At 63.5% G+C, this 21,421-nt stretch carries 27 protein-coding genes; 10 read left to right on the top strand and 17 right to left on the bottom strand.

All coding sequences use genetic code 11. The annotated features are described in order from the left end of the window. Positions 1-14 precede the first annotated feature (14 nt). Genes Q0094_RS03195 through Q0094_RS03155 form a run of 9 tightly spaced genes read right to left on the bottom strand, consistent with a single transcriptional unit; the run spans position 15 to position 4,578 of the window. Positions 15-527: a flagellar basal body-associated protein FliL gene (locus tag Q0094_RS03195; RefSeq protein ID WP_297615188.1), complete on the bottom strand. Its 513-nt coding sequence runs from the start codon at positions 525-527 to the stop codon at positions 15-17. 9 nt (positions 528-536) lie between these two features. Further along, on the bottom strand, positions 537-1,271 hold the full coding sequence (gene flgH, locus Q0094_RS03190) for a flagellar basal body L-ring protein FlgH (protein WP_297615186.1): 735 nt from the start codon (positions 1,269-1,271) through the stop codon (positions 537-539). A 3-nt stretch (positions 1,272-1,274) separates the two neighbouring features. Further along, entirely contained in the window at positions 1,275-1,706 is a 432-nt protein-coding gene (flgA, locus tag Q0094_RS03185; protein ID WP_297615184.1) for a flagellar basal body P-ring formation chaperone FlgA, read from the bottom strand. After that, positions 1,706-2,491, bottom strand: coding sequence for a flagellar basal-body rod protein FlgG (gene flgG / locus Q0094_RS03180; RefSeq protein ID WP_297615182.1), 786 nt, complete (start codon positions 2,489-2,491; stop codon positions 1,706-1,708). The genes flgA and flgG overlap by 1 nt, the downstream gene beginning before the upstream one ends. 12 nt (positions 2,492-2,503) lie before the next feature. After that, a complete protein-coding gene (locus Q0094_RS03175; protein WP_297615180.1) occupies positions 2,504-3,226 on the bottom strand; it encodes a flagellar hook-basal body complex protein in 723 nt (240 codons plus the stop codon). Between the two features lie 7 nt (positions 3,227-3,233). Then, a complete protein-coding gene (locus Q0094_RS03170) occupies positions 3,234-3,500 on the bottom strand; it encodes a flagellar biosynthetic protein FliQ (RefSeq protein ID WP_297615178.1) in 267 nt (88 codons plus the stop codon). Further along, a complete protein-coding gene (gene fliE / locus Q0094_RS03165; RefSeq protein ID WP_297615176.1) occupies positions 3,500-3,799 on the bottom strand; it encodes a flagellar hook-basal body complex protein FliE in 300 nt (99 codons plus the stop codon). The genes Q0094_RS03170 and fliE overlap by 1 nt, the downstream gene beginning before the upstream one ends. Positions 3,800-3,813: 14 nt before the next feature. Then, entirely contained in the window at positions 3,814-4,206 is a 393-nt protein-coding gene (gene flgC / locus Q0094_RS03160; protein WP_297615174.1) for a flagellar basal body rod protein FlgC, read from the bottom strand. A 15-nt stretch (positions 4,207-4,221) separates the two neighbouring features. After that, a complete protein-coding gene (locus Q0094_RS03155; protein ID WP_297615172.1) occupies positions 4,222-4,578 on the bottom strand; it encodes a FlgB family protein in 357 nt (118 codons plus the stop codon). A 110-nt stretch (positions 4,579-4,688) separates the two neighbouring features. Here Q0094_RS03155 and Q0094_RS03150 point away from each other — a divergent pair, with 110 nt between their 5' ends. Next, positions 4,689-6,029: a FliI/YscN family ATPase gene (locus Q0094_RS03150; protein WP_297615170.1), complete on the top strand. Its 1,341-nt coding sequence runs from the start codon at positions 4,689-4,691 to the stop codon at positions 6,027-6,029. A 16-nt stretch (positions 6,030-6,045) separates the two neighbouring features. Here the strand turns inward: Q0094_RS03150 and Q0094_RS03145 are convergent, their stop codons facing one another. The 6 genes from Q0094_RS03145 to Q0094_RS03120 all read right to left on the bottom strand — a co-directional run bounded on the left by Q0094_RS03145 (position 6,046) and on the right by Q0094_RS03120 (position 9,728). Further along, positions 6,046-6,837, bottom strand: a complete 792-nt coding sequence (locus Q0094_RS03145; RefSeq protein ID WP_297615169.1) for a DUF1217 domain-containing protein — start codon at positions 6,835-6,837, stop codon at positions 6,046-6,048. Between the two features lie 2 nt (positions 6,838-6,839). Next, on the bottom strand, positions 6,840-7,244 hold the full coding sequence (gene flbT, locus Q0094_RS03140) for a flagellar biosynthesis repressor FlbT (RefSeq protein WP_297615167.1): 405 nt from the start codon (positions 7,242-7,244) through the stop codon (positions 6,840-6,842). Beyond that, positions 7,241-7,615, bottom strand: a complete 375-nt coding sequence (flaF, locus tag Q0094_RS03135; RefSeq protein WP_297615165.1) for a flagellar biosynthesis regulator FlaF — start codon at positions 7,613-7,615, stop codon at positions 7,241-7,243. Before flaF ends, flbT begins: the two co-directional genes overlap by 4 nt. A gap of 86 nt (positions 7,616-7,701) precedes the next feature. Then, positions 7,702-8,910, bottom strand: a complete 1,209-nt coding sequence (locus Q0094_RS03130; protein WP_297615163.1) for a flagellin — start codon at positions 8,908-8,910, stop codon at positions 7,702-7,704. Positions 8,911-9,111: 201 nt separating this feature from the next. Continuing rightward, complete coding sequence (locus Q0094_RS03125) at positions 9,112-9,444, bottom strand: hypothetical protein (protein WP_297615161.1); 333 nt, start codon at positions 9,442-9,444, stop codon at positions 9,112-9,114. Further along, a complete protein-coding gene (locus Q0094_RS03120) occupies positions 9,441-9,728 on the bottom strand; it encodes a rod-binding protein (RefSeq protein ID WP_297615307.1) in 288 nt (95 codons plus the stop codon). Before Q0094_RS03120 ends, Q0094_RS03125 begins: the two co-directional genes overlap by 4 nt. Before the next feature lie 135 nt (positions 9,729-9,863). Between Q0094_RS03120 and Q0094_RS03115 the strand changes: the two genes are divergently transcribed. Both Q0094_RS03115 and Q0094_RS03110 read left to right on the top strand, forming a co-directional pair. Further along, entirely contained in the window at positions 9,864-11,069 is a 1,206-nt protein-coding gene (locus Q0094_RS03115; RefSeq protein ID WP_297615159.1) for a flagellar hook-length control protein FliK, read from the top strand. 13 nt (positions 11,070-11,082) lie between these two features. Further along, a complete protein-coding gene (locus tag Q0094_RS03110; protein WP_297615157.1) occupies positions 11,083-11,751 on the top strand; it encodes a flagellar hook capping FlgD N-terminal domain-containing protein in 669 nt (222 codons plus the stop codon). 3 nt (positions 11,752-11,754) lie between these two features. Here the strand turns inward: Q0094_RS03110 and ubiB are convergent, their stop codons facing one another. Beyond that, the gene (gene ubiB, locus Q0094_RS03105) at positions 11,755-13,290 is read right to left on the bottom strand and encodes a 2-polyprenylphenol 6-hydroxylase (RefSeq protein WP_297615155.1); all 1,536 of its coding nucleotides are present in this window, start codon (positions 13,288-13,290) and stop codon (positions 11,755-11,757) included. Position 13,291: 1 nt separating this feature from the next. Further along, entirely contained in the window at positions 13,292-14,047 is a 756-nt protein-coding gene (ubiE, locus tag Q0094_RS03100; protein WP_297615153.1) for a bifunctional demethylmenaquinone methyltransferase/2-methoxy-6-polyprenyl-1,4-benzoquinol methylase UbiE, read from the bottom strand. Positions 14,048-14,135: 88 nt separating this feature from the next. Between ubiE and mutM the strand changes: the two genes are divergently transcribed. The 7 genes from mutM (at position 14,136) to Q0094_RS03065 (ending at position 21,354) form a co-directional block, all read left to right on the top strand. Continuing rightward, the gene (gene mutM, locus Q0094_RS03095) at positions 14,136-15,002 is read left to right on the top strand and encodes a bifunctional DNA-formamidopyrimidine glycosylase/DNA-(apurinic or apyrimidinic site) lyase (protein WP_297615151.1); all 867 of its coding nucleotides are present in this window, start codon (positions 14,136-14,138) and stop codon (positions 15,000-15,002) included. 75 nt (positions 15,003-15,077) lie between these two features. Next, a complete protein-coding gene (locus Q0094_RS03090) occupies positions 15,078-15,854 on the top strand; it encodes an enoyl-CoA hydratase (RefSeq protein WP_297615149.1) in 777 nt (258 codons plus the stop codon). A 171-nt stretch (positions 15,855-16,025) separates the two neighbouring features. Further along, complete coding sequence (gene rpsT, locus Q0094_RS03085) at positions 16,026-16,292, top strand: 30S ribosomal protein S20 (RefSeq protein ID WP_297615147.1); 267 nt, start codon at positions 16,026-16,028, stop codon at positions 16,290-16,292. Positions 16,293-16,903: 611 nt separating this feature from the next. Further along, entirely contained in the window at positions 16,904-18,298 is a 1,395-nt protein-coding gene (dnaA, locus tag Q0094_RS03080) for a chromosomal replication initiator protein DnaA (RefSeq protein WP_297615145.1), read from the top strand. Between the two features lie 137 nt (positions 18,299-18,435). Continuing rightward, positions 18,436-19,554: a DNA polymerase III subunit beta gene (gene dnaN / locus Q0094_RS03075; protein ID WP_297615143.1), complete on the top strand. Its 1,119-nt coding sequence runs from the start codon at positions 18,436-18,438 to the stop codon at positions 19,552-19,554. A 76-nt stretch (positions 19,555-19,630) separates the two neighbouring features. Further along, entirely contained in the window at positions 19,631-20,737 is a 1,107-nt protein-coding gene (gene recF / locus Q0094_RS03070) for a DNA replication/repair protein RecF (protein ID WP_297615141.1), read from the top strand. After that, positions 20,734-21,354 (top strand): LysE family translocator, encoded by a 621-nt coding sequence (locus Q0094_RS03065; RefSeq protein ID WP_297615139.1) that lies wholly within the window; start codon positions 20,734-20,736, stop codon positions 21,352-21,354. The genes recF and Q0094_RS03065 overlap by 4 nt, the downstream gene beginning before the upstream one ends. The last annotated feature ends 67 nt before the right edge of the window (positions 21,355-21,421 follow it).

Raw genomic sequence — 21,421 nt, 5'->3', positions numbered from 1 at the left:
CCCGGGCCACCCGATCACGCGTCTTGCCGGGTGATGTCGATGATCAAGACGTCACGCGCGATCGCGCCCAGAACCTGAGTTGCAGCATCGCGCAGCCCGACGCGCAACGGATCCATTGCAATGGCTTGGGTAAAGCCGCCGTCAAAGCCGCCGGCATTGGCATGGGCGAACAGCACCTGAAGAAAGGAATCCCGCAGCCGCGGTTCTTGTGAAAAGACCAATTCGGTGTTGCCCAGATCAACCTCGACGCTCAGCGACAAGATCACAAGCGATCGCACCGTGCCATCACGCACGATGGGGACGATGAACTGGTTGTTCAGCCGCACAAATTCCGATTGCCCCGGAGCGCCTTGTTCGGGTGGGCGTGCGGTGTCGGTTTCAGCCTCCGCTTCGGTTTCGGTTTCGGCCTCTGTGTTTTCGGGTTCCGCCGTTTCCTCGGGCGCAGGCGCGCGCAACAGCACCCCGGCGCCCACCCCGGCACCAAGACCCGCAAGCAGCAACAGGATCGGCAAGATCAGACGCAGCATGGCATACCCTCAGAACGGCAAGATGATGTCGGCGATCTGCTGGCCATAGCGCGGCTGCTGCATGTCGCTGATCTGACCGCGCCCGCCATAGGAAATGCGCGCGCCTGCGATCCGGTCATAGGTGATCTCATTCTGGCGCGAGACATCGACGGGGCGCACATATCCCGTCACCACAAGCTCGCGGATTTCATGGTTTACCCGCACCTCTTGCGTGCCTTCGATGCGCAAGGTGCCATTGGCCAGAACATCGGTCACGGTGGCGGCGACCCGCAGCGTCAATTCCTCGTTGCGCCGCACATTGCCCGATCCCGAAAAACTTCCCGAACTGGTGCCGCTGACGGCTTCGGCCATGCTCGCCCCCTCGGGCAGGACGCGGTCGATCCGTTGCGGCAGGCCCAGAAATTGCGGCAGCGACATCTGTTCCGCGCCGTTGCGGGCGCGGTCCGTGGCGTTGGAGATCGACGCGCTGTCATCGATCTCGATCACCACGGTCAGAATGTCGCCGCGCTGTCCGGCGCGCCGGTCGCCCAGAAGCGATTGCCTGCCCGCCTGCCAGAGCGAGGCGCGGGCCTGTCCGGTTGCAATGTCTGATTGCGCGGCGAAGGGGGTGACATTCATCGCGAACACCTCGTTGCCGTTTGCGGGCGATTGAAAATCGGGCACCTGCCCGACATCGGCAAGGCGCGCACAACCGCCAAGGCCCATGGTCAGCATGATCAGCGAAAAGGTCAGGCTGCGATGCATCTGTCAGGGTCCTACGGTCACAAGGCCGGGGGCGGTGGCGGTGGCGGTAACGGTGGTGCGCGACGACAGGTTCATCACGCGCACGGCCTCGCCCGCCGCGGCGCGGTCCATGGCGCGGCCATCGGTGACGATCATCAATTGCCCATGCGCATAGCGGATGGTCACAAGGCCGTTGCGTTCGATGATGGCGGGTGGCCGCAGATCGCCGGGGCGGATCGGCCGCCCGGCGTAAAGATTGATCGCCGCCTCCATGCCGATCGCCTGGGCCGGGTCCGAAAGCGCGCCGGGTGTTGCGCCCGGCACAAGCGCGATGTCGGAAGGCATGATCAGGCTTTGGCCCCGGATCGTTCCCGTGGCGATGACCGTTTCGGCCCAAAGCGGGGCCGCCAGTGCGATAAAACCGATGCTCAGCAAGGCCATGGCGCGCCGCGTCATCAGCGCACCTGCGTGGTTGCGCCGAGCATCTGATCGGCGGCCGAGATCACCTTGGCGTTCAATTCATAGCCGCGCTGTGCCTCGATCAGCTCGGTGATTTCGCGCACGGCATCGACCGAGCTTTCCTCCAGATAGCCCTGACGCAAGGTGCCCAGACCATTTTCGCCCGGATTGCCCTGAACGGGCCCGCCCGAGGCTGCGGTTTCGAGAAACAGGTTCGATCCCATCGCCTCGAGCCCGTGATCATTCGCAAAGCCCACAAGCGTGATCTGGCCCAAAAGCTCGCCCTCGACCCGGTTGACGAAATAGGCGTAGACTTCGCCGTCGCCATTGATCGAGATCTGGCGCGCATCCTCGGGGATGGTGATGCCGGGGGCGACCTCAAAGCCGTCGGCGGTCACCATCAGCCCGTCGCCGGTGCGCTGCAAGGCGCCGTCACGCGTATAGGCGGCCGTGCCGGAGGGCAGCGTGACCTCAAGCCAGCCGCGACCTTCGATCGCCACGTCCAGCATCCCACCCGATTGCGACAGCGACCCTTGTGCCATGTTGACCGACACCGCCGCAGGCCGCACGCCCAAGCCAAGCTGCACGCCGGTGGGAACCACCGTGCCATCCGAGGCGTTGATCGCGCCCGCCCGCACCACTTGCTGGTAATGCAGATCGGCGAAATCGGCGCGGCGTGGGCTGTAGCCCGTGGTGCTCATGTTGGCGAGGTTGTTCGAGATCACCTCGACCCGCATCTGTTGGGCGCTCATTCCTGTGGCGGCGATGTCCAGGGCTCTCATCTGCGGGTCTCCTTACTGGCGGGCGCCGGCGGTGCGCAGGAAATCGCGCATGCGCTGGTCTTCGGCTTCGAAAAAGCTTTGGCCCAGCTCATAGGCGCGCTGCACTTCGATCATGCGGGCGATCTGGGCCACGGGGTTCACGTTGGATTTCTCGACCGCGCCCTGGATCAGGATGCCACCCTCCATCGGCTGCACGCCGCTTTCGGCGGTGAAAAGCGATCCCGCTTGTCGTGACAGCTCGATCGGATCGACGGGTTGCCACAGGCCGATCTGGGTCAGCGGCTGGCCATCGGCGCTAAGGGTGCCGTCCTGACCCAGCATGACGGTGTTCGCATCCGGTGGCACAAAGACCGGCGCGCCACCGGCGTCGAGCAACATGTGACCATCGGGCGTCACCAATTCCCCAAAGGCCGAGCGCAGGAAATTGCCCGCGCGCGTCAGGGCCTGACCATCGGGGGTCTGCACCAGAAAGAAGCCGTCGCCTTCGATGGCCATGTGAAAGGGCGATCCGGTCTGGTCCAGCGCGCCTTGTTGCGGTGAGATGCTGCGCCCCGATGCGGTGGCCATCGACAGGCTGTCGTTCGCCCCATCCAGCGCGCGGACATGTTCGGCAAAGATCACACCCTCGGCCCGAAAACCCGCTGTGGCCATGTTGGCGATGTTGTTGGCGACCACCTGCATTTCGCGCAGCAGGCCCGATTGCCGGGTCAATGTGGTGTAGGTTGCGTTGTCCATTGGCCCCTCACATGGCTTCGATGATCGGGATAAGCGTTTCGGCGAAGTAATCGGTCAGGGTCGAGGTCATGAAACTCATCGAGACCCAGAAAACCGCGATGATCGCGGCCAGCTTGGGCACGAAGGTCAGCGTCATTTCCTGAACCGATGTCAGCGCCTGAAACAGGCCGACCAGAACGCCCGAAATCAGCGCGGCCGTCAGGATCGGGGTTGAAATCAGGACCGCGTTCCACAGCCCCGCGCGCAGCGTGTCGAAAAAGATCAACTCGTCCATCACACCGGCATCCTTAGGATTTCCTGATAGGCCTCGACCACGCGGTCGCGCACGGTCACGGCGGTTTCCACGGCCAGTTCCGTCTGCGCCAGGGCGGTGACCAGCGCATGGGGATCGGCCCCGCTGGTCATGGCGGCGCGCGCTTGTGTTTCGCTATATGCAAGGGTCTGGTGAAAGCCTTCGACCGCCTGCGCAAAGGCTGCCCCGGCGCCCGCCCCTTCGGCCATCTGTGGCTGGGGTTGGGCGGCAAGCCGGGATTGGGCATAGGCCTGAAGTGCAAGGGAATTGCGGACATCCATCTGTCAATCCCCCCTCAGCGCCGCAACAGATCATTGAGCGAGGACGACATTTGCCGGATCTGGTCGAAGATGCGCAAATTCGCCTCGTAGCTGCGCTGCGCCTCGCGGGCATCGGCGATTTCGACCACCAGATCGACATTGGACCCCTGATAATGGCCGGTTTCATCCGCCATCGGGTGGCCGGGGTCAAAGATCTGAGGCAGATCGCGCCGGTCAAGGTTGACGCGTCCGGTCTGGATCGCGCCCTCCGGCGCATCGGGGCTGCGCATCGGTTCGAAATTCACCACCTTGCGCCGATAGCCCGGCGTGTCGGCATTGGCGATGTTTTCCGACACATGGCGGATGCGGTCGGCCTGCGCGCGCATGCCCGAGGCGGCAACACCAAGGCCCGAGCTGAAATCGGTCATCCTACATCCCTTTCCTTAGCGCCCGATGCTGGTGCGCAGGATCGACATGGCCGATCCATAGATCTGCAGCGCGCGGGAATGGGCGCGCTGCGCCTCGATCCCGCGCAGCATTTCCAGTTCCAGTGACACGGTGTTGCCATTGGGCGAGGCGGGCGTGCCCGCATCGATCACACCCACAGGCAACGCGCCATCGGCGTCGCGCGTCTGGGGCGATTGCAGGCGGCGCCAGGTGTCCATGAAATCGCTGACATCCCGGGCGCGGTAGCCCGGCGTGTCGGCATTGGCGATGTTTTGGGCAACAACCGCCTGTCGCGCGGCAGAATGCTGCGCGCGCGCATTGGCAAGGGCAAAGATCTCAAGCCTGTCGAACATCTGGGTTTCTCCCAATCCGGCTACACGGTTGTTTAACGGTGATTCCTTTAGAAACCGTAAGTGACGCGGTCCGAGGCTCCGGACGGCGCAGGCGAAAGGATTTTCCCACGATGAGCGATGTGTTCGCCCCCTTGCGCGCGCGGTTGCGCATGATCAGCCCGGCCTCGCATGTGGGGCAGGTCGCGGCCTTGGGGCGCGACCATGTCATGGTGACGGGCTTGGATCATGTGGCGGCGCTGGGCGACCAGGTGCGGCTGGGCGATAGGCTGATGGGCGAGGTTCTGCGCATTGATCCGGCCGGCTGCACGGTGATGCCCGAAGGGTCGGCCGAAGGGCTGCGGCTTGGGCTGCCGGCCACCCATCTTGGGCGCGTGACGATTGCGCCGCATGCGGGATGGCTGGGCCGGGTGATCGATCCAAACGGTCAGCCGATGGATGGCCGGCCCTTGTTTCCCGGGCCGCTGTCGTATCGACTGGATGGACCGCCGCCGATGCCTGCGGATCGGCGCGGGTTGGGGGGGCGCCTGACCACAGGGCTGGCGGTGTTCGACACGCTGTTGCCGATTGTGCGCGGGCAGCGCATCGGATTGTTTGCCGGATCGGGTGTGGGCAAATCCCGTCTGATCGCGACGCTGGCCAATGCGATGGCGGCCGATGTGGTCGTGATCGGTCTGATCGGTGAACGCGGGCGCGAGGTGCGCGACTTTGTCGAGGATACGCTGGGTCCCACAGGCCTTGCCCGGTCGGTGGTGATCGCCGCAAGCTCGGACCGGCCCGCCCTGACACGCAGCCGCGCGGCGCTGACGATGATGGCAGTGGCCGAATATTTTCGGGATCAAGGCCAGCATGTCTTGCTTTTGGCCGATTCGATCACCCGCTTTGCCGAAGCCCAGCGCGACGTGGCCGCCGCCGCGGGCGAGGCGTTCGGCCCTTCGGGCTTTCCCGCCTCCATGGCGCAGCGCGTGATGGCCCTGGCCGAGCGGGCCGGGCCCGGCGCCAAGGGGCAGGGCGATATCACGGCCGTGTTTTCGGTGCTTGTGGCCGGTTCGGATATGGACGGCCCGGTGGCGGATGTGATGCGCGGGGTGCTGGACGGGCATGTTGTCCTGACCCGCGAGATTGCCGAACGCGGGCGGTTTCCGGCGGTTGATCTGTTGCGCTCGGTCTCGCGCGCATTGCCGGCGGCGGCCGACGCTGACGAAAACCGGATCATCACCCGCGCGCGGCAGCTGCTGGGGGCCTATGACCGGGCCGAATTGATGGTGCAATCGGGGCTTTATGTGCCGGGCAGCGATCCGGTTGTCGATGCCGCCGTCAGTGTCTGGCCGGGGCTGGATGCGTTTATTGCCGCTCCGGGGGGCACGGCTGTGCAAGACAGTTTCGCCAAGCTGCGCGCGGTGCTGGAAACCGCGACCCCACGTGCGTCATCACGGGCGGTTGGCACGCGATGATCGGCCAGCCATCGCCTCAGAGCGCAGCTTGCAACAGTGTCAGCGCCGCAAAGCCACGGGTCAGCGGCGAGGGGCCAAAGCTTGCCTCGGAGCGCAAGGTGAAGCCACGGATCAGGTCATTGATCCGGTCCGGGTCTGAGAACTGGGCGAATTCAGACGAGCCAAAACGCCGTTCCGCCCCGTTGCGAAAGGCCTTGAGCTGCTGGTCAAGATCAAGCGTGCCCACCGATTTCGGCAGGTCAAAGGCGGTCTCGAACACGGCACGCAGCGGTGGGTTGCCCATGACGGTCAGCCATGCTGTGCTGTCGCGCAGGCCGCGCGCCGCGATCTCGGGCAATTCGCGCGCCGCGCCGAGCGCCAGACGCAGATCGGGGTTTTGATCGCCCACGGCGCGTTCGAATTCCTGTCGTTCAAAGCGCGCAAGGATGCGGTCGGCAAAGCCCGCAAGCCCGGTCCGCGGTGGCAGAGGACCGCCAAAGCCGAATGTCTCGGAAAAGGCGCGATAGCGCTTGTCGGCCAGCCGATTTGCCAGCGCGCCATCGGCCACCACCCCATCGGCCAGCACCTTGCGGATAAAGGCCCGGTTGGGCAGATCATCTTGCAGCCCAAAGGCCCCGAGCGATACCTTCAGCAGCCGAAAGTCCGAGACCAGATCCTCGGCGCTGGTGATATTCCCGATTTCCTGGCGGAAATACTCCATGTCACGGGCTGCCACAGGGCTTTGGGCAAAGCGCGCCATCTGTGAGTCGAGGCTGGCGGACAGAAACCGCCAGCCTGCATAGCCCCCAAGCGGGATCAAGGGCTGCATGTCTAGCCGGTCCGCGCGGCGATCAGCCGTTCTTCCCGCGCCAACAGACTGCGGAGCGACTTGAGCATATGATAGACCTGACCTTCGGTCAGATATGCCGTGGCGCGGTCCAGCTGGGCGCGGCTGTCGGGGTCGGTAAACACCTGGCTTAGCTGTTCCATCCCGCGCAGGATCTGGATCCTGGCATCGGCCAGATCGACATCGCCCGACAAGACAAGCTGGGCGATGTAGCAGACCCGGCGCACGGGCGTCTTCACCTCTTCGGGGTGAATGGCATCCCGAAGGCGCAGGATATGCGCATTGGGTGTCAAGATCGCAAGGCGGGTCCTGCGGTCGCCGTTTTCGACCACAGCCCCATTGATCAAGACCCGTTCCTGGGGCCCAAGTTTAAGGACAAGACCGCTCATGCTGCATCCACCTTACCATCGAGGCCACGCATCACGGCCTTGTTCACATCGATCAGATCCGCGATGGCGGCAGGATCGCGCAGGGCCTTGCTGCTGTGCAAAAGCGAGAATTCCGCAAGATAGAACAATTGCGCGCGCAGCCCCTGCGGAAGGGCGTTGCCGTCAGAGGCGAGGTCTGTGGCCAGCGTGATCCACAGCTGGCGGTTGTCATGCAGGGCGGCGGCCCGCTGGGTCATCGGGGCGTCTGGATCCGAGGCGCGGATCAAACGGGCGGTCACGCGTTCGAATAGGGCATGTTCGCTGCCGCGCCGGGTGCGAACGGGCGCACCGGCGGCGGCATAGGCGGTTTGGGCAAATTGGGTGGCGGTCACGGGATCTGTCCTTGCACAAGGGGGTCCGGGATGGGGTCGATCTCTGGTCTCCGCGGGGGGCTTTGGCCCCCCGCGGCAACATCAGATCAGCGGAACAGCGCGAGGATGTTCTGCGGCGCCTGATTGGCGATCGACAGCGACTGGGTGGCGAGCTGCTGTTGCACCTGAAGTGCCTGCAGCCGAGCCGACGCCGCCTCCAGATCCGCATCGACCATGCTTCCGATACCCGACTTCATGGTGTCCATCAGCTTGGAAACGAAGTTGGACTGCGTCTCGATGCGTCCCTCGGCCGAGCCAAAGGCAGCGGCCGCGGTGATCGAGGTCTGGATCAGAGCTTCGATGTTGCCAAGCGCGGTCGCGGCACCACCCGCGGTCGACACGTCGACAGCCGCGAGGGTTGCAAGTCCACCTGAACCGGCATTCTGGAACTGCCCGGTCACGGTCAGGTCCGTTGCGCCGCCATTGGTAAAGACCAGCTGACCGGGTGTGGCGCTGTCATAGTCGACGGTCAGATCAGCGATGCCCAAGGCTTCGATCGCGTTCTTCAGCCCGACCGCGACAAGGTCATCGGGCGAGGTGGAGGCCACATCCTCTGCCGATACGGTATAGCTGGCCGACTGGTCGCCAATACGCATCGTCACCTTGTCCCCGGCCGCCCAAGTGCCGCCATTGGCGATCGTGATCTCGTCCGTGCCGGTACCCGAATCGAGGCTCATCACGAAGGTATCGCCATCCGTCGAGACAACCGAAGCCGTGCCTGCGGTAAACACAGTGGCTGCGGTATAGGACCCTTGCGACAGGTTCTGTCCGGATACCGTGATGCTGGAGGACGACACCCCCGATGCGCTTCGATCCAGCGACGCGAGAATCGAGATCGATGCCTGCGAGCCGTCGACAAGGTTCAGGCCGTTGAACTGTGCCGCAGTGACGACATTTCCGATTTGATCGCGCAGCGCGGCGATGTCCGTCTGGATCTTGGTACGATCGACGTTCGGTTCCTGTGCGGCGACGATCTTGCCCTTGATGTCGGTCAACAGGCCGGTGACCGTTTCGGCGGCGGTGCGCGCCACGGCAACGGTGGAATCACCCAAGCTCAGGCTTTCAGAGATGCCCGTGAACCCCTTCACATCGGATTCCATGACCTTGGAAATCGACCAGACGGCCGCATTGTCGCGGGCGTTGCCCACGGTTTTGCCGGTCGAGATCTCGGATTGGGTTTTTTGCAGGTTGGAATTCACCGATTTTAGTGTCTGCAACGCCACCATGGCGCTGTTGTTGGTCAGAATGCTGGACATGTTGTCCCCTTCCTGGTTTTGATCGCGGCGCGTTCGGCGCCATGAATTCAGAACCGTTGCCGGCCCCGGTGAAGCGTCTTCTGACACTTGCGCCCTATCGTCTGGGGGCGCGCCACCCCATCGGGTGCCTGAGCAAATTCGGCCATGAGGTGTGAACAGCTCGCTAATCCCCGAGGCTCTTTACGGAGGATTTTACCGGTCTCAACGGCGTGCCAGCAGCTGGCCTGTGGGGTCGGGCAACTGTCGGCGGCCCTGTCCGTCATATGTCGTGAGCGGTGTCGCCGGTGCGATGTCGCGGCGTGCGCGGGCCAAACCGTCGCGCGCGGCCAGAATGAGGCGGGCGTTATGAGCGGCGGCATGGGCCAGCTGTGCCAGCGCCTCGGGTGAGGGGCGTTCATCGGCCAGATCGCGCATTGCCCGTTCAAGCCGGTCGGGCAATCGATCGAGCACCGCCAGATCGCCCGACAAAAGCGCCTGCCTTTGCTCGTCAAGCAGCGTCCAGATGCTGACCATGGTGCGGCCGGGGCGTGTCATGGGCCCACCTCGGGCAGCGGGCTGGCGCGTGCGGCCAATGCCTCGAACAGCGATTGCGACAGGCCGATTCCACCGCGTTCAACCAAGGCGCGGGCGTGTTCGGCCCTCAGGAACGAGGCGAACTGGGCTTCGCCGACGCCGCCGCCAAAGGCGCTGCGCTCTTCGCCGAATCCAGCGTGTTTCAGCATTTCCGCCAGAAAGCTTGCCTCAAGCTCTTGCGCGACCTTGCGCAGCGCCACGGCCTCGGCGTTGTGCGTGGGGCTGGGTTGGGATGCGGGGGTCAGCGCAGGGGTGATTGGGGCCGTCACGTAGATACCTCGGATTGACGCGATTTTTCTGCACGCTGCCAGAACGGCGTAAACAATTCGTAAGGAGCTTTGGCGCCATACCGCGATGAGTTTCAGAATGGGACAACCAGAATGGATGATCTGCAGATCTTGATTGCCGGCCCGTCGGCGCAGACCAGCCTTGCGCGCCGCGTGCCGCAAGATGAGGGCGACAAAGCGGCCTTTCTGAGCGCGCTTTCCGCTGACGAAGATCTTGTAACGGCTGAAAGCATGGGCCTTGGTCCGCAGATGCCCGGCCCCGCGATGTCCGAGCCACAAGATGGCGAATTGGTGTTCGCCGATGCGTCCCGCACGATGTTGCATTGGGTGGCCTCGGCGGTGCCGCAATCGGCGCCGGATGCGTCTGATCCGTTGACGCCCCGTCTCGATCTTGCTGCATCAAATCCGATGACGGCGGGCACCGCGCAGGATGGCTTTGGTGCCGCGATCGAGGCCAGGGCAGCCAATCCTGGGGCAAGCACCATGCCGCTGGCCAAGGATGTCGAAAGCCCCCCCCACGGCATGGCGCCGGCGGTGTCGAACGCGGATCGGACGCTGACGCCGCCACCTGTGATCATCGGCCAAACCGCGACAGCGTCCGCTGCGGATGGCAAAGCCGCAAGGTCGGACCCGACAGGTCTGGATCTGGCAATCACGGGGGCGGATACGCTTCGGGTCACTGCACGCGCCCAGGCATCGGCCGATGCGGGGGGTCTGAACCCGATCCCGGATTGGGTGGCACAAGAGCGGGGCAATGCCGTGGCAAAAGCGGCGTCCATGGCAGGTTTTTCCGTCGGCGACCGGGCCGAGGCGCTTGTGGGCGCCACCAGCGGGCAGGCTCAGCCCGGCCCGGCTGTGGCGGTGGAACGCGCGCTGCCGCCGGAATTGCCGCAACACACCACCCGCCAGATCGCCACCGCGCTTGCCGCAATCTCGCATGACCCCGGTTCTGCGGTCGATATTGCGCTTGATCCGCCCGAGCTTGGCCGCGTGCGGCTAAGCCTGACCGAGGTGAACGGCGCGATGATGGTGTCGATTGCAGCCGAGCGGCCCGAAACCGCCGATCTGATCCGGCGTCATCTGGTGCTTTTGGCCGATGAATTCGCGCGGCTGGGGCTGGATGCGCCATCTGTGGATGTGTCCGGGGGCGGCCCGTGGGGCCAAGACGCGCGCCATGCACATCCCGGCGCACCTCTCAAGGATGGCTCTTTGGCGGATCTGGCGGCCCCATTGGCGGCCAGCCTGTCGTCATCCGGGGTCAAGCGGGGTGGCGACGGCGGACTCGATTTGAGACTTTGAACAGGAGACCGAGATGGAGTTTCTACTCAACACCCAGCTTGCTGCCGCACAGACCCAGACCGCAGCCAGCGCCACCCGCGCCAGCATGATCAGCTCGGACTTCGAGACCTTTCTCAAGATGCTGACCGCCCAGATGCAAAACCAGGACCCGCTCAAGCCAATGGAATCCACGGAATTCGCCAGCCAATTGGCGCAGTTTTCCGGGGTCGAACAGCAGGTGCGCACGAATGATCTTTTGGCCGGGGTGCAATCGGGGCTCGCGCGCCTGGGCATGGGCCAGATCGGCAACTGGATCGGGATGGAGGTGCGGGCCGAAATGCCCGTCAATTTCGACGGCCAGACCGTCACGCTGGGGGGCGCGCGCCATGTCCTTGCCGACAGGATGGAGCTGCTCGTGCGCGATCAATCCGGCGAAATCGTGCAGCAAATTCCCATGCCACTCAGCAATGACAGCTTCACATGGAATGGCACGGGCGTCGATGGCTCGGTCGTGGCGCCGGGGCTTTACAGCTTTTCGGTTCAGAACTGGTCGGGCCAAACCATGATCGAGGAACGCGGCGCCATGGTCTATGGTCAGGTCGATGAAGCCGCGATCATCGATGGCGACATCTGGCTTGTGCTGGAGGGGGGCGTCAGCATTCCCAGTTCGGATGTGCTGGGGCTGAGCCGGCCCGGTGCCTGACGCTCAAAGCGGCACATAGGCCAGCACAAGCATCAGCGCCGCCCCAAGGATCAGACCCGCGCCGCCGATCGCCAGGCGCTCGGGCCATGGGCTGCGCCGGTCGGACCGGGTCGGGTTTGCTTGCGCCAGCAGCGCGCGTTCGGCCAGCGCCGGCAGCCTTGGGCCAAAACGGGCCAGCACGCGCGCGGTATTGTAAAGATCGCGCAGCACCGCCTTGGGTCCGACATTTTCGCGGATGTAATCTTCAACCACGGGGCGGGCGACGGTCCAGATGTTGATTGCAGGGTCGAGCGAACGGGCCACGCCTTCGACCACCACCATGGTGCGCTGCAGCAAGATCAGTTCGGTTCGCGTTTCCATGCCGAATCGTTCGGTCACCTGAAACAGATAGGCCAAAAGCCGCGCCATCGAGATGCGGCTGGCATCCATGCCAAAGATCGGCTCGCCCACCGACCGCAGCGCCTGGGCAAATTCGTCGATGTCGCGATCGGCCGGCACATAGCCCGCTTCGAAATGCACCTCGGCCACGCGGCGATAATCCTTGCGGATGAACCCCATCAGGATTTCCGCATAGACCCGCCGGGTATAGGCATCGAGCCGCCCCATGATGCCGAAATCCAGCGCCACCAGATCGCCATTGGGCGCGATCTTGAGGTTGCCGTGATGCATGTCGGCGTGGAAAAATCCGTCCCGAAGCGCGTGGCGCAGGAACATCTGCAACACGCGGGCGCCCATCTCGCGGCGGTCGACCCCGTTGGCGTCGATTGTTTCCAGATCCGACAGCGTCGTGCCCGTGACCCATTCCAGCGTCATCATCCGCCGCGAGGACAAGAACCATTCCACCTGTGGCACGACAAAGCCCGCATCCGTCTTGGTATTGGCGTGAAACTCGCCACAGGCCGAGGCTTCGATCCGCAGGTCCAGCTCCTGCATCACCACGCCTTCGAAATGCGCGATCACATCACGCGGGCGCAAGCGGCGCGAGGCGGGCGACAATGTCTCAACCACCCATGCAATCAGGTAAAACGCGTCGATATCCTTGCGAAAGGCGCGTTCGATCCCGGGGCGCAAGATCTTGACCGCCACCTCGCGGCCGTCACCCACCAGCCTTGCGCGATGCACCTGGGCGATCGAGGCGGCGGCAACGGGTTCGGAGAATTCGGAAAACAGCGCCTCGATCGGTTTTTCCATTTCTTGCGCGACGACGCGCTCGGCCTCGGCGCGGGAAAAGGGCGGCAGCTTGTCTTGCAAGACCTGCAATTGCAGCGCCATCTCGGCGCCCACCACATCGGGCCGCGTCGACAGGATCTGACCGAACTTGATGTAGGCAGGGCCAAGGGCGGTCAGCGCGCGCGGCAGCGGCGGCACGCCCGGATCACCGCGCAGGCCCAGAAATTTGAACGGCCAGCCCAGCACATGCGCCGCAATCCGCAGCGGACGGGGCGCATCGAGTGCCGCCAGCACCGCCCCCATGGCGCCTGTGCGCTCGAATGTGGCGCCCGTGCGGATCAGCCGCCAGATGTTATGGGGGCCCTTCACCTCAGATTTTCCAGCCCGAATGCAGGGCCGCGATCCCCAGCGACAGATTGCGGTAGCTGACCTGTTCGAAACCCGCCACGCGGATCATCGCGGCAAAGCTTTCCTGATCGGGAAAGCGGCGGATCGATTCGACAAGGTATTGATAGCTGTCGCGGTCGCCCGCGATCAGTTGGCCCATGCGCGGGATCACGTTGAACGAATAAAGATCATACAGCTTTTGCAGCCCGTCATTGGGCAATTGGCTGAATTCCAGCACCACCAACCGACCCCCGGGGCGCAGCACGCGAAACGCCTCGGATAGCGCATCGGCAATGCGGGTGACGTTGCGGATGCCGAAGCTGATCGTGTAGCGGTCGAATGTGTTGTCGGGAAAGGGCAGCGCCATGGCGTCGCCCACGATCCAGTCAAGCTTGTGGGCCAGTTGCGTCGCCTCGGCGCGCTTTTGGCCTTCGATCAGCATGGCATGGGTCATGTCGAGAACCGTGGCCGTCGCGCCGGGCGCGCGGTCCAGAAAGCGGAACGCCACATCGCCGGTGCCGCCCGCGACATCCAAAAGCCGCTGACCGTCGCGCGGGGCCAGCCAGTCCATCATGGCATCTTTCCAGATCCGATGAATGCCCATGCTCATCACGTCGTTCATGATGTCGTATTTCGACGCCACATTGGTAAAGACCCCATGGACCAATCCGGCCTTCTGGTCTTCGGCCACATCACGGTAGCCGAAATGGGTCGTGCGACCTGTGCTGTCTTCGGCCATTGGGGGCTTGTCCTTTTCTTCGTCTGCCCCCTCTTATAGAGGCCCTTGGGCGCGTTACAACGTTGCCGGCATCATAGGAAAGCCCGCTGTGCCCGAACTTCCAGAAGTCGAGACAGTCCGTCGCGGGCTTGCCCCCGTGCTCGAGGGCGCGCGCATCGCCATGGCGCAGGTCAATCGCCCCGATCTGCGGTGGCCCTTTCCCGAGCGCATGGCCGAGCGTCTGACCGGCGCGCGGGTCGAACGGCTGAGGCGGCGGTCCAAATATGTTCTGGCCGATCTGGATACCGGCGAGACGTTGATTGTGCATCTGGGCATGTCGGGGCGGATGATCGTGTCGGCCCCCGGAGGGTCGGCCGATATGCTGGCGCGGTTCCATCACCTGCACCCCGCGCCGGAAAAGCACGATCATGTCATCTTGGATACCGAGGCGGGCGTGCGCGTTACCTTCAATGACGCGCGCCGCTTTGGCGCGATGGATCTGTGCCCGACCGACGCCGTGGATCGGCATTGGCTGATCGCGGGGATCGGCCCCGAACCTTTCAGCAATGCCTTTCACGCCGATCACCTGATCGCGGCCTTCAAGGGCAAGCGCAGCCCTGTCAAGACCGCGCTGCTGGATCAGAGAATCGTCGCCGGTCTGGGCAATATCTATGTCTGCGAGGTGCTCTATCGTGCGGGAATTTCGCCGCTGCGCCATGCCGGCCGGATCGCCCAGACGCGTGTGGCCGCCCTTGTGCCGATCATCCGCGATGTGCTGTCCGAGGCGATCGAGGCGGGCGGATCATCCTTGCGCGATTATCGTCAGGCAGATGGAGAATTGGGATATTTTCAGCACAGCTTCCGGGTTTATGGCCGCGAGGGCGAGCCCTGCCAAACCCCGGCCTGCCAAGGCCAGATCCGGCGCACCCAGCAATCGGGGCGCTCGAGCTTCCATTGCCCCGCCTGTCAAAGATAGCTTGAACCTGCGCGCTTTGGTGCTAACCCTCGCCGCGCAAGCCCCATTGGCACCCATAGCCAGAAAGCCTGACCCATGGCCTACGAGACCCTGATCGTCGAGATCGAAGATCACATTGCCCTGATCAAGCTCAACCGCCCCGATGCGCTCAATGCGCTGAACACGAGGCTCTTGGGCGAACTCGCGACCGCGCTCAAGGCCGCCGATGACAACGACAAGGTCCGTTGCATCGTGCTGACAGGCAGCGAAAAGGCCTTCGCCGCCGGTGCGGACATCCGCGAAATGAGCGAGAAAAGCTTTGTCGACGTCTTTACCGAAGACCTGTTCGGTCAGGACGCCGACCAGATGTTGCGCGTGCGCAAGCCGATCATCGCGGCTGTGGCCGGCTATGCCTTGGGCGGGGGATGCGAGCTTGCGATGATGTGCGATTTCATCATCGCCGCTGACACTGCGAAATTCGGCCAGCCCGAGATCAATCTGGGCGTGGTGGCCGGCATGGGCGGCACGCAGCGCCTGACGCGGTTTGTGGGTAAATCGAAATCCATGGACATGCATCTGACCGGCCGCTTCATGACCGCCGAGGAAGCCGAACGTTCCGGGCTTGTCAGCCGCGTGGTGCCCGCCAAGAAACTGATGGACGAGGCGATGGCCGCTGCCGCCAAGATCGCCGAGAAATCCATGCTGGCCACCATGGCCGTCAAGGAGGCCGTCAACCGCAGCTACGAAACCAACCTGCGCGAAGGGCTGTTGTTCGAACGTCGGCTGTTTCACGGGCTGTTCGCCACCGAGGACCAGAAAGAGGGCATGAGCGCCTTTTTGGAAAAGCGCGAGCCACAGTTTCGCGACAGATGAACCTGGGGCGCACGGCGCAAAGCCATTTGCATCCGGCCCGAAAACCCGCTATGCGCCCCCCAGACATGCGTGTGAGGCCCGCCAAAGGCCAGAGTCGCCCGGTATCGAACCCGGGGTCGGGATCTCCCGCGTGAAATGCATTTGAGACCTGACAGACGAAAGAGACACATCATGGCAAATTCGCCCCAGTCCGAAAAACGCGCCCGCCAAGCCGACCGCCGCTATGCCATCAACAAGGCACGCCGTTCGCGCATCCGCACCTTCATTCGCAAAGTCGAAGAGGCCATCGCCGGTGGTGATCACGCCGTCGCCGAAACAGCACTTCGCGATGCCCAGCCCGAATTGATGCGCGGCGTGACCAAGGGTGTTTTGCACAAGAACACCGTCGCGCGGAAAATGTCGCGCCTGTCGGCGCGTGTTAAGGCGCTCAAGGTCTGAACATCAGGCCATCAAACCCGTCTGGGTTGTGACATGCAAAAGCGCCCCGCTGGTCGGGGCGCTTTTTTCTTGAAGAAAAATTCGTTGAGTCAGAACTGTCTATCGCCCGGAGGGAGATTCGGTTTCCCCTCAAGTGAGAGTCAAGTTCGAAGAGTCGTTGCAGCGACCTTGCCCCATCCGCTAGCTTCAAGGGGCGATTCAGCTGCTTTGGGGGGCTGGATCGAGGGACAGAATCGGCAATGCCGGGCCCGGGGCGAACTGCCGTCCCTGGGCAAGCTGATCACAGAGTCGCAGACCCGCAAAAGGGTCGCCCTCTGGGCCGATACGCAGTGCGATGCCGGAACCCTGTTTCCGGGATGCTTCATTGCGCGTGACCTTCGATCCGCTACAGAGCTGCCAGGGTTCGGGTTATTCGTATCATCTGTGGGTCCGGGCGCAGTTGCGCCCGATCACGGTGGCTTGCGGCCCAGATCTCGGGGATGGGTCAGATCAAAGGGCTGGAAAGGCCCAAAAGATCTGGCGATTCGGTGTCGTGATGCGTGCTTCGGTGCGTGTGAAAGGTAGACGGGCAGCGCCAGCGCCCGATAACAAGAACCGAGGATGGGACGAGAATGACGAATGACACTTGGGGGCACGTCAGGGGCGAACTGCTCAAGGCTGTTGGTGAAAACAATTTCACGGCATGGATTGCACCCATCGTTTTCGACCGTCTCGATGACCGCACGGCCCGCTTTCACGTGCCCACGAATTTTTTCGGCTCTTGGGTCACCCAGAATTTTCGTGATGTGATCTTGCGGCATCTCAATTCCGCAGGGGTGGGCGTGGACCGCGTCGAATTTTCGGTGAGCCCCGCCGGGGCCCTGCGGTCCGGCAGCGCCAGCAAGCCGCCCGTGGCCAGTCCGGCCGCGCCGGCCGTTCAGGGGCAGCGACCGATGGGGCCTGGTCTGCGCACCGGCACCGAGGATTTGCCGGGTGCCACACTCAACCCCGGCTACACCTTTGACAATTTTGTGGTGGGCAAGCCCAACGAGCTGGCCCATGCGGCTGCGCGCCGGGTGGCCGAGGGGCGCGATGTTACCTTCAACCCGCTGTTCTTGTATGGCGGCGTGGGCCTTGGCAAAACGCATCTGATGCATGCGATCGCCTGGGATTTGCGCGCTCGATATCCCGGGGCGCGTATCTTGTACCTGTCGGCAGAGCAGTTCATGTATCGCTTTGTGCGCGCCTTGCGCGAACAGGACACGATGACCTTCAAGCAGATCTTCCGGTCGGTCGATGTGCTGATGGTGGATGACGTGCAGTTCATTGCGGGAAAGACATCCACGCAGGAAGAATTCTTCCACACCTTCAATGCCCTGGTGGAAGAGGGCAAACAGATCATCATCTCGGGTGATCGCGCCCCCGTGGACATGGAGGAACTGGACGCCCGTATCGCATCGCGGTTGCAATGCGGGCTGGTCGTCGATCTGCATCCCACCGATTACGAATTGCGCCTGGGCGTGTTGCAGCACAAGGCCGAACAGGCGCTGGCCCGCAATCCTCAGATCAAGCTGTCGGAAGGTGTGCTGGAATTCATGGCGCAGCGCATTTCGACCAATATCCGTGTCGTCGAGGGTGCGCTGACGCGGCTCTTTGCCTTTGCCGATCTGGTGCGGCGCGAAGTGACCATCGAGATGGTGCAAGATTGCCTGTCCGACATCTTGCGCTCCACTGACCGCAAGGTGACGCTGGATCAGATCATCAAGACGACCTGCGAATATTACAACATCCGCCAAGCCGATATCACCGGCGCCAGCCGTGCCCGTGCTGTGGCGCGTCCTCGGCAGATGGCGATGTATTTGTCCAAGAATCTGACCAGCCGCAGCTATCCCGAAATTGCGCGCAAACTGGGTGGGCGTGACCACACCACGGTTCTTTATGGTGTGCGCAAGATCGAGGAATTGATGTCGGTTGACAGCCAGATTGCCGAGGATGCCGAAATCCTGCGGCGCACGTTGGAAGCGTGAACCGCTGACGCTTGGACAACAGGCCCCGCGATGGGGCTTGACGCCCGGCGTGGCGCGCGACACTCCTAGAAATAACGCTTGTGCGGACGGGGGAGACGGCTAGGGTCGAAGCCCCCGCAGTTGTCGGAGCCAAGGCCATGAAATTTTCGATCGAGCGTGCCAACTTGTTGCGCGCTGTCTCTCAGGCGCAGTCGGTCGTCGAACGCCGCAATACGATTCCGATCCTTGCCAATGTGCTGATCGAGGCCGAGGGCGCGGCGGTCAGTTTCCGTGCGACCGATCTGGATATCGAAGTGGTTGATCGCGCCGCCGCGATGGTCGAGCGGGCGGGCGCCACAACCGTCTCGGCCGTGACGCTGCATGAAATCGTGCGCAAGCTGCCCGATGGTGCGCTGGTCACGCTGATCGATGACAGCATGAATGGCCGTCTGACGGTTCAGGCCGGGCGTTCGACTTTTCAACTGGCGACATTGCCGCGCGAAGATTTCCCGGTGATGACCAGCACCGAATATGCCGCCAATTTTGCCTGCCCGGCCCCGGTGCTTCGGCGGCTTTTCGACAAGTCGAAATTCGCCATTTCGACCGAAGAGACGCGGTATTATCTGAACGGCGTCTATTTCCATGTCTCCGAAAGCGATGGCGCCCCGGTGTTGCGCGCGGTCGCCACGGATGGGCATAGGCTGGCGCGCATCGATGCAGCCTTGCCCCAGGGCGCACAGACCATGCCCGGTGTGATCGTGCCACGCAAGACCGTGGGCGAGATCCGCAAGCTGCTGGATGATGACGAGGCGCAGATCGCGGTATCCGTGTCCGAGACCAAGATCCGTTTTGCCACCCCCGAGGTGACGCTGACCTCCAAGGTCATTGATGGCACATTTCCCGATTATGCCCGCGTCATCCCGACCGGCAACACCCGCCGGATGGAAGTGGACGCCGCCGATTTTGCCAAGGCGGTGGATCGGGTCGCCACCGTCAGCTCGGAACGTTCGCGCGCGGTGAAGCTTTCGCTCGACGAGGATCGGCTCGTGCTGTCGGTCAACGCCCCGGATGCAGGCAATGCCGAGGAGGAACTGGCCGTTGCCTATGACGACGACCGCCTCGAGATCGGATTCAACGCGAAATACCTGCTGGAGATTGCCAGCCAGGTGGATCGCGAGAATGCGGTGTTCATGTTCTCATCGCCCGGCGAGCCGACCTTGATGCGCGAGGGCAACGACACCAGCGCCATCTATGTCGTGATGCCGATGCGCGTGTGAGGGCGCGAAAAACCCGGGTTTTTCGCGTGGGAAATCTCGAGATTTCCCACGCGTTTTCCTTCAGGAAAACGCCCCCATGACCCCGCATGTCGCCGCCTTGACGCTGTCACATTTTCGCAGCCACCGTCGCACGCGGCTGGAATTCGATGGGCGGCCCGTGGCGATTTACGGGCCCAATGGCACCGGCAAGACCAATCTGATCGAAGCGGTCTCGCTGTTGTCGCCGGGTCGGGGTCTCAGGCGTGCGGGTGCCGATGAAATCATCCGCCGCCCCGAGGCCATCGGCTGGAAGGTCATGGCCAAGGTCGCGGGCGCGGATTTGGGACATGAGGTGGAACTGACCGCCGAACCCGGCCAGCCGCGCGTCACCTTGATCGATGGCAAGCCTGCGGCGCAAACGGTCCTTGCGCGGTTGCTCAGGATCGTGTGGCTTGTCCCGGCGCAAGATCGGCTCTGGATCGAGGGGGCGGATGGGCGGCGGCGCTTTCTGGACCGTATCGCCATGAGCTTTCAACCCGACCATGCCGATGCGGCGCTGGCGTACGAAAAGGCAATGCGCGAGCGCAACCGGCTGTTGAAGGATGCCGTCGCCGATCCGCGCTGGTATGGTGCCCTGGAAGCACAGATGGCCGAAGCCGCTGTGATCCTGACGGCCAATCGCCGGGGGTCCATTGCCCGCATCACTTCTGCGCAGCATGGTGCCGCGACAGCCTTTCCCGCCGCGGATCTCCAACTCGAGACGGATGATCTGACCGATGCCGGCGATTACGCTTCGGCCTTTGCCGAAAGCCGCCCCCGCGACATGGCTGCGGGTCGCACGCTGGTCGGGCCGCACCGCGCCGATCTGGTCGCCACATATATCGACAAGGCGATGCCGGCGTCGCAGTGTTCCACCGGCGAACAAAAGGCGCTTTTGATCTCGCTCATTCTTGCCAATGCCCGCGCGATCAAGGCCAAAACCGGGGCCGCGCCTCTGGTTTTGCTGGATGAGGTGGCGGCGCATCTGGATGCAGGCCGGCGCGCGGCCCTTTTTGACGAGATTTGCGCCTTGGGTGCACAGGCCTGGATGACCGGCACAGGTCTTGAGCTGTTCGTGGACCTTGGCCCAAGGGCGCAGTATGTGGCCCTTGCCGATCATGGCGGGGCCAGCGAAGCGCGCGTTTCGGATGCGGGGGTGCAATGACCGTCACAGCCGAACAACTGGCGCTTTATGCCGCCGCGATGGCGGGGCTTTGGGTCGTGCCCGGTCCGGTCTGGGTTGCGCTGACCGCGCGGGCGCTGTCGGGGGGCATGTCGGGCGCCTGGCCGCTTGCCGTGGGCGTGGCGCTGGGCGATCTGATCTGGCCGCTGTGTGCCATTCTCGGGCTTGCTTGGGTGCTGTCGCTTTATGGGGATGCGCTTGCCGTGATGCGCTGGATCGCGGCCGGGGTTTTCATCGTCATGGGGATTGTGCTGATCCGCGCGCCTGCCAAGACGCCGGGCACCGACAGCCGCATGACGCGACCGGGGCTTTGGGCGGGGTTTTCCGTGGGCGTTGCGGCTGTCATCGGCAATCCCAAGGCGATCTTGTTTTACATGGGTTTCTTGCCCGGTTTCTTCGACCTGAGCCGCATCACGACCCCCGACATCCTTGCGATCCTTGCGATTTCGGCCATCGTGCCGCTCATCGGCAATCTTGGTCTGGCGCTGTTTCTCGACCGTGCGCGCAGGCTGTTGCAAAGCCCAAATGCGATCCGCAGGCTCAACACCACTTCGGGCCTGTTGTTGATTGGGGTGGGCGTTGCGATCCCTTTCGTCTGACGGCCAAGGCTTTTGGCGGTCCTGTGGGGTGCAGCGACTAAATCTTGTGTGTGCGGCGTGACATTCC

The organism is uncultured Roseicyclus sp., from assembly GCF_937892565.1.
GTDB lineage: Bacteria > Pseudomonadota > Alphaproteobacteria > Rhodobacterales > Rhodobacteraceae > Roseicyclus.
This window is presented reverse-complemented; position numbering and strand designations above follow the sequence as displayed.